The 6461-nt window shown below is 73.6% G+C and carries 7 protein-coding genes; 5 read left to right on the top strand and 2 right to left on the bottom strand.

What is annotated here, in order from left to right:
• Nucleotides 1-98: 98 nt before the first annotated feature.
• On the bottom strand, nt 99-644 hold the full coding sequence (locus AB0B35_RS23670; protein ID WP_361048976.1) for an ABATE domain-containing protein: 546 nt from the start codon (nt 642-644) through the stop codon (nt 99-101).
• An 88-nt stretch (nt 645-732) separates the two neighbouring features.
• Here AB0B35_RS23670 and AB0B35_RS23665 point away from each other — a divergent pair, with 88 nt between their 5' ends.
• The 5 genes from AB0B35_RS23665 to AB0B35_RS23645 all read left to right on the top strand — a co-directional run bounded on the left by AB0B35_RS23665 (nt 733) and on the right by AB0B35_RS23645 (nt 5897).
• Entirely contained in the window at nt 733-1182 is a 450-nt protein-coding gene (locus tag AB0B35_RS23665) for a VOC family protein (protein ID WP_361048974.1), read from the top strand.
• Between the two features lie 9 nt (nt 1183-1191).
• Nucleotides 1192-2055, top strand: coding sequence for a pyridoxamine 5'-phosphate oxidase family protein (locus tag AB0B35_RS23660; protein ID WP_361048972.1), 864 nt, complete (start codon nt 1192-1194; stop codon nt 2053-2055).
• A gap of 10 nt (nt 2056-2065) precedes the next feature.
• Complete coding sequence (locus tag AB0B35_RS23655) at nt 2066-3145, top strand: winged helix DNA-binding domain-containing protein (RefSeq protein WP_361048970.1); 1080 nt, start codon at nt 2066-2068, stop codon at nt 3143-3145.
• A 74-nt stretch (nt 3146-3219) separates the two neighbouring features.
• The gene (locus AB0B35_RS23650) at nt 3220-3693 is read left to right on the top strand and encodes a 2Fe-2S iron-sulfur cluster-binding protein (protein WP_361048968.1); all 474 of its coding nucleotides are present in this window, start codon (nt 3220-3222) and stop codon (nt 3691-3693) included.
• Nucleotides 3690-5897 carry a molybdopterin cofactor-binding domain-containing protein gene (locus AB0B35_RS23645; RefSeq protein ID WP_361048966.1) on the top strand — a complete coding sequence of 736 codons (2208 nt, stop codon included), beginning with the start codon at nt 3690-3692 and terminating at the stop codon, nt 5895-5897. The genes AB0B35_RS23650 and AB0B35_RS23645 overlap by 4 nt, the downstream gene beginning before the upstream one ends.
• 17 nt (nt 5898-5914) lie before the next feature.
• Here AB0B35_RS23645 and AB0B35_RS23640 read toward each other — a convergent pair whose 3' ends face one another.
• A complete protein-coding gene (locus AB0B35_RS23640) occupies nt 5915-6454 on the bottom strand; it encodes an arsinothricin resistance N-acetyltransferase ArsN1 family B (RefSeq protein WP_361048964.1) in 540 nt (179 codons plus the stop codon).
• Nucleotides 6455-6461: the final 7 nt, after the last annotated feature.

Below are 6461 nucleotides of genomic sequence, written 5' to 3'. Positions count from 1 at the left end.
CTTCACAAACCCCCCGCCGTCGGCGCCCTCCGACTCCGCGCCATCAATTTTTTTTTGATGTGCGCACATCAAAAAAGATGTGAGCGCGGTACGCGGGGTCACTTGCCGCGCGGTGCTGTGGGCTGCTTGCGGCGGTCGTGGTGGCGGGCCACCCGTGCCCGGTTCCCGCAGGCGTTGCCGCACCATTCGCGGTTGGGCCGGTCGCGCAGGAACAGCAGCACGCAGCCGGGCGCGGCGCAGACGCCGAGGCGGCCGGTGGCGAGCAGGTCGACCGCGTCGGCGGCCACTTCCGCGAGCGCGCCCGGCACGGGCTTGCCGTCGTGCCGGGTGGTCACCGCTTTCGCGTCGGAGGCGAGTTCCTGCCAGCGGGGCGCCGTCCGGACGGCGGCGTTCAGCCGCTCGATGTCCGCGCGGTCTGCCGCCTGGCCGGCCGAGACGGCGACCGCGATGGCGCGCACGGCATCCCGCAGGTCGCGGGCGGCGGCCAGGTCGGTGCGGCTGATACGCGGTGAGCCGACGGGTACGGCGAACAGCGGCTCGGCGGTGTCGAGCCATGCGGCGAGGTCCGCCGGGGCCTGGAGCTCGTCGCGGATCTCGCCCTGGCGAGCGTGGACGGTGTTGGCCAGCTCGATCGCAAGTCGCATGGCCTAATGCTATCTCTCGTTGAAGCCATTAGCTCACCGTGCTACCGTTTAATGGGCAACAAGAGATTTACCATTAGAAGGGTGGGACATGAGCGACTACGACGTCACCACGGGCCACGTCGGGCTGAACGTCACCGACCTCGACCGCTCCGTCGGCTTCTACCGCCAGGCGCTCGGCGTCGAGGTCGTCGGCCGCTCGGACGCCGACGGTCGGCACTACGCCTTCCTGGGTCGCGGTGAGACGCCGATGATCACCCTCTGGCAGCAGAGCGCCGCGCCGTTCGCGGCCGACCGCGCCGGACTGCACCACCTGGCCTTCCAGGTCGCCGACGGCACGGCCCTGGCCGGGGTCGAGCACCGGCTGCGCGCGCTCGGCGCGACCATCCGCGACGACAGCGGGGTGGCCGGTGAGCCGGCCGCCGCCGGGCAGCTGTTCTGCTACGACCCCGACGGCATCCGCCTGGAGTTCTACGCCCTCCAGGGTCCGCCCCGGCCGGTGGCCGCCGCCACCGACGGCCCCGCCTGCGGCTTCTTCTGAGCGCGCGCCATGGCCAAGCATCCAGGAGAGGTGTACGTCCAGCGCAGGTCCGGCTTCGACCGGGACGGGCTCGGCTCGGCGGGCATGGGCGTGCGGCTGCCGGAGGTCGCCCGCCGGTTCCTCACCCACCAGCGCCTGCTGGTGATCGGCGGAGCCGACGCGGCGGGAGCCCTCTGGGCGAGTCCGCTGTACGGCCCGCCGGGGTTCGTGCACGCCGACGGCGAACGCGAGGTGATCGCCGAGACCGTGCCAGCCGCCGTCGACCCGCTGCACGGGGCGTTCGCCGCCCCGAGCCCCATCGGTGCGCTCGTGCTCGAACCGGCCACCCGCCGGCGCATGCGCGTCAACGGCACCGGCCACGACCAGGGCGGCCGACTCGTCGTCATCGCCGACCAGATCTTCGCGAACTGCCCGAAGCACATCACCCCGCGGGAGGTCCGCGGCGAGGTCCACGCCGGCCCGGCCGCGGCGGTCGGCGACCGGCTCTCCGCCGAGCAGCGGCGTTTCATCGCCGGTGCGGACACGTTCTTCATCGCCAGCAGCGCCGACGGCCACGGGGTGGACCTGTCGCACCGCGGCGGCGACCCGGGGTTCGTCCTCGCCCGCGACGCCACCACGCTGTCGTGGCCGGAGTATCGCGGCAACGCCATGTACATGACGCTCGGCAACCTGCACCTGCAGCCGAGAAGCGGCCTGCTGTTCGTCGACTGGACCGGTGCCCGGCCCGCGCTGCGGCTGACCGGCCGGGCGAGCATCGACTGGGACCCGGGCCGGGTCGCCGAACATCCCGGTGCGGAACGGATGATCGACTTCGTCGTCGACCGGGTCGTCGAGACCCTGGGACCCGCACTGGTATGGGACAGGGTCAGCTAGCTTCAACGCCGTGACCCGTCCTGCCGATCACGAGCCCTTGCGCCGTACGCGTGCCCGAGCGCAGTTGCTGGCCGGTGGCCGGCGCGCGGACACGGCCGCCGACGTCGTGCGGCGGGTCTTCGCGATCCAGGCCCAGGACGCGACCGCCGCCGCCCTCGGCATCCGGACACGCGGACGCGACCTCGGCGCGCAGGCGGTCCGGACCGCGTACGAGGGGGACAGGTCGATCGTGCGCAACTGGTTCATGCGCGGCACGCTGCACACGATCCCGGCCGAGGACGTGCGCTGGGTCACTCGGCTGCTCGCCCCCCGGGTGATCGGCGCGACCCGCCACCGCTACCGCGACCTCGGCCTCACCGACGACCTGATCGACCGGGCCGACGACCTCGTCGAGGAGGTGCTCGGCGCGCAGGGGCCGCTCACGCGGCACGAGTTGGCCGAGCGCCTCGCCTCCCTCGGCGTCGACCCGACCGGCCAGGCGCCGTTCCACCTGATCCGGCACGCGGCGCTGGTCGGGCGCGTGTGCCACGGGCCGGTGCGCGCCGGCGAGCAGACGTACGTGCTGCTGGACGACTGGGTGCCGTGGCCGGCCGAGCCCATGCCGACGGACGACGCGGCCGTCGCGGAACTGGCCCGCCGGTACCTCGCCGCGTACGCCCCGGCGACCCTGGACGACTTCGTGTCCTGGTCGGGCATCGCCGTCACCGTGGCTCGCCGGGCGTGGCAGGGCCTGGCCCGATCGGGGGCGATCGTCGTCGACGGCGACTCGGCGGTCCTGGCCCGGCAGGAGCCCGCGGACGGGTCCGCGACGCCGGACGTGCGCCTGCTCCCGGCCTACGACAACTACCTGACCGGTTACCGCACCCGCCAGGAGTCGGTCGACGCCGCCCACGAGGCGCGGGTGTGGCCCGGCGGCGGGGTGATCCGGGCGACCGTGCTCGTCGATGGGCGGGTCGCGGGCACCTGGTCGCGTGGCTCCGGCGGGCGTGCGGTCACCCTGGACCTGTTCTCGCCACTGTCCGAACAGGTCCGGGCCGAGGTCGAGCGGGAGGCGGCCGCCGTCACGGCGTTCCTGCGCCCGGCCGGCTGAGCCGATCGACGGCAGTGGAAGTACCGGACGCGGCTGCCTACACTACGTCGCATGGTCATCGGGGAGTGGACGCGATGCGGCTGCTGATAAACGGCCGGCACCACGATGTCGAGCACGGTGACGAGCCGCTGCTGTGGGTGCTGCGCGACGAGCTCGGCCTGACCGGCACCCGGTACGGCTGCGGTGTCGGGATCTGCGGCTGCTGCACGGTGCTGCTGGCCGGTCGGCCGACGCGAAGCTGCCAGATCACCGCCGCGGAGGTCGGCGAACGTTCCGTGGTGACGTTGGAGGGTCTGGCCGAACGCGGACCCGACGGCCAGGTCGTCGCGCTGCACCCGGTGCAGCAGGCGTTCGTGGAGACCCCGCTGCAGTGCGGCTGGTGCCTGCCCGGCCACGTGCTGACCGCGGTCGCGCTGCTGGCCCGCGACCCCGACCCGGACGAGGCCACCATCGCCGAGGCCGCGAGCCCGAACCTGTGCCGCTGTGGGGGATACAACACCATCAAGGCCGCGGTGGCCCGCGCCGCCGAGCTGGCGCGCGAAGCATGACCGGCGACGACACCGCGCCGTCCGAACCGGACGTGCGTCCCAGACGTTGGCGGGTCGCCCGGCGCAGGCTGCTGATCGGGGCCGGGGCGACGGTCGGGTCGCTGCTGGTGGGCGTGCCGATCGCGCTGGAGTACGGCCGCCCGAGCCTCGCCCGGTGGATGCTGGAACGCGGCACCGGTCCGGCCGAGGTCCCCGAGTCGTCGCTGGTCTGGTTCGAGCTGACCGGTGACGGCATCACCGTGCACGTGCCGAAGATCGAGATGGGGCAGGGCATCCACACCGCCCTGGCGCAGGTCGCGGCCGAGGAGCTGCGGGTGCGGCCGGAGCAGCTGGCCGTGGTCCAGGCCGACACCGCTCGCGGGTTCCCGGCGGCGACGTTGTTCACGTTCGGGTCCACTTCGGTCGCGTCGCTGTACACTCCGATCCGCGAAGCGGCCGCGGCCGTCCGGGAGATGCTGGCGATCGAAGCGGCCCGGCAGCTGAACGTCGAACCGCCGGAACTGACCGCCGCGGAGGGCGCGTTCCAGGTCGCGGGGACCGACCGCGTGCTCGCCTACGTCGATGTCATCGCCGCGCATCAGGGGCCGTGGCAGGAACCGGGGGAGCGCCCGGCGCTGCGCCCGGCCGGTGAGTTCACCAGCATCGGCCGGTCCGCGCCCCGGGTGGACTTCCGGGCCAAGGTGCTCGGCGAGGCGACCTACGGCTATGACGCCCGGCTGCCGGGCATGGGCTACGGCGCGTTCGCGGTGCCGCCGCGCTTCGGCGCGCGGCTGGAGAGCGCCGAGCCGGGCGACGTCGCCGGGATGCCCGGCGTGCTGCAGGTCGTCATCGACGTCGAAGCCGGATTCGCCGGCGTGGTCGCCGACACCAGGACCCGCGCCTGGGCGGCGGCCCGCGCCCTGCGGACCACCTGGAGCGAAGGCACCCGGGTCGACACCGGCGCGCTCGAACAGCAGGTCACCGCCGGGGACGGCGTGGTGCTGCGCCGCGACGGCTCGATCCGCGACGCGCTGTCGCGGGGCCGGATCGTGCAGGCCGAATACCGTACGCCGATGGCCGCCCACGCCCATCTGGAGCCGCTGGCAGCGCTCGCCGCAGTGGAGCCCGGACCGGACGGCACCATCGAACTCTGGGTGCCGACCCAGAGCCCGGAGAGTGTGCTGGAGGACGTGCGCGCCGCGCTCGGCGAGGAACGCGAGGTCGTCGTCCATGTCACGCAGCTCGGCGGTTCCTTCGGGCGCAAGGGCGGCCAGCACCTGGCCGTCGAGGCAGCGCGGCTGTCCGCGGCCACCGGTCGGCCGGTGCACGTCGGCTGGACCCGCGACACCGACCTGCGGCAGGCCTTCTACCGGCCGCCTACGCATACGAAAATGCGCGGCTCGGTCGGGCCGGACGGCATGATCCGGGGCGTCGAGCAGGTCAGCGCGGCCGGGGACATCATCTGGGCCGTCGCGGGCCTGCCCGAGCCGGTACGCAGCCTGATCGGGTTCGACCCGGGCGGCCTGCTGGGCCTGTTCCTGCCGTACGACCTGCCCGCGTACCGGCTGGTCAACCGGCGTGAGCAGTTGCCGGTGCCGACCGGGCCGTGGCGCGGGCTGGGCCTGATGCCGAACACGTTCGCACTGGAGAGCTTCTTCGACGAGCTGGCCGAGGCCGCTGGGACCGACCCGCTGACCTACCGGCTGGCGCACCTGCGTGAGTCCGGTGAGCAGGGGGAGCGGCTGCGGACGGTGCTGCGCACGGCGGCGCAGATGGCCGGCTGGCACGAGTCGCTGCCCGCCGGGCGGGGCCGGGGCATCGCCTGCTCCGGCGACGCCCGCACGGTGGTCGCGGTCGTCGCCGAGGTGGACCTGTCGGGCGGGCGGCTGCGGGTCACCGGCGTGGACGTGGCCGTCGACTGCGGCCTGGTGGTCAACCCGGCCGGGGCGAAGCTGCAGGCCCAGGGCTCGGTGGTGATGGGACTGAGTTCGGCACTGCGGGAGGAGCTGCGCATCCAGGACGGGCAGGTCGTGTCCGACAACTTCGACAGCTACCCGATCCTCGCGATGGCAGACACACCACCGGTGCGGGTGACGTTCGTCGGCGGCGGCGAGGTCCCGTACGGGATGGGTGAGCCGGTCGTCGGCCCGGTGCCCGCCGCGGTGGCGAACGCGGTCCGCGCGGCCGGCGGCCCACGGCTGCGGAGCCTGCCGCTACGCCTGTGACCGTGCGCTTTCGCGGGTCACCGTAGTTCGGCGGGCGGGGCGGTGGGGTCCTCGTCGGGGGTGAGGTCGAGCTGCAGCCACGTGACGTCGTGCCAGGCGCCGAGTTTCCAGCCGACTTTGCGGTAGGTGCCGACGTCGGTGAAGCCGAAGGAGTGGTGCAGTCCCATGCTGGCCTCGTTGGGCTGGGTCACGCCGCCCATCACCCGGCGGTAGCCGCGGGCGGCGAGGATGGGCAGCAGCGCGGCGTACAGCGCCCGCCCCGCGCCGGTGCGGCGGCGGCCCTGCTGCAGGTAGATGCTGGCGTCGCAGGCCCAGCGGTAGGCGGACCGGGTCCGGTGCTCCGTGCCGTAGGCGTAGCCGGCGACCGCGCCGTCCACCTCCAGCACCAGCCACGCGTGGCGCCGGTTGGCAGCCTCGATGCGGTGTGCCATCTCCGCGGTGTCCGGCGGCTCGGTCTCGAACGTGATCGTCGTGTCGGTGACGTACGGCGCGTAGATCGCGGCGCAGGCGGCGGCGTCGTCCGCTGTTGCGCGCCTGATGTTCCCATCTCCACTCATGGCGACT

The sequence above is a fragment of the Catellatospora sp. NPDC049133 genome (assembly GCF_040648455.1).
Classification (GTDB): domain Bacteria; phylum Actinomycetota; class Actinomycetes; order Mycobacteriales; family Micromonosporaceae; genus Catellatospora; species Catellatospora aurea.
This window is presented reverse-complemented; position numbering and strand designations above follow the sequence as displayed.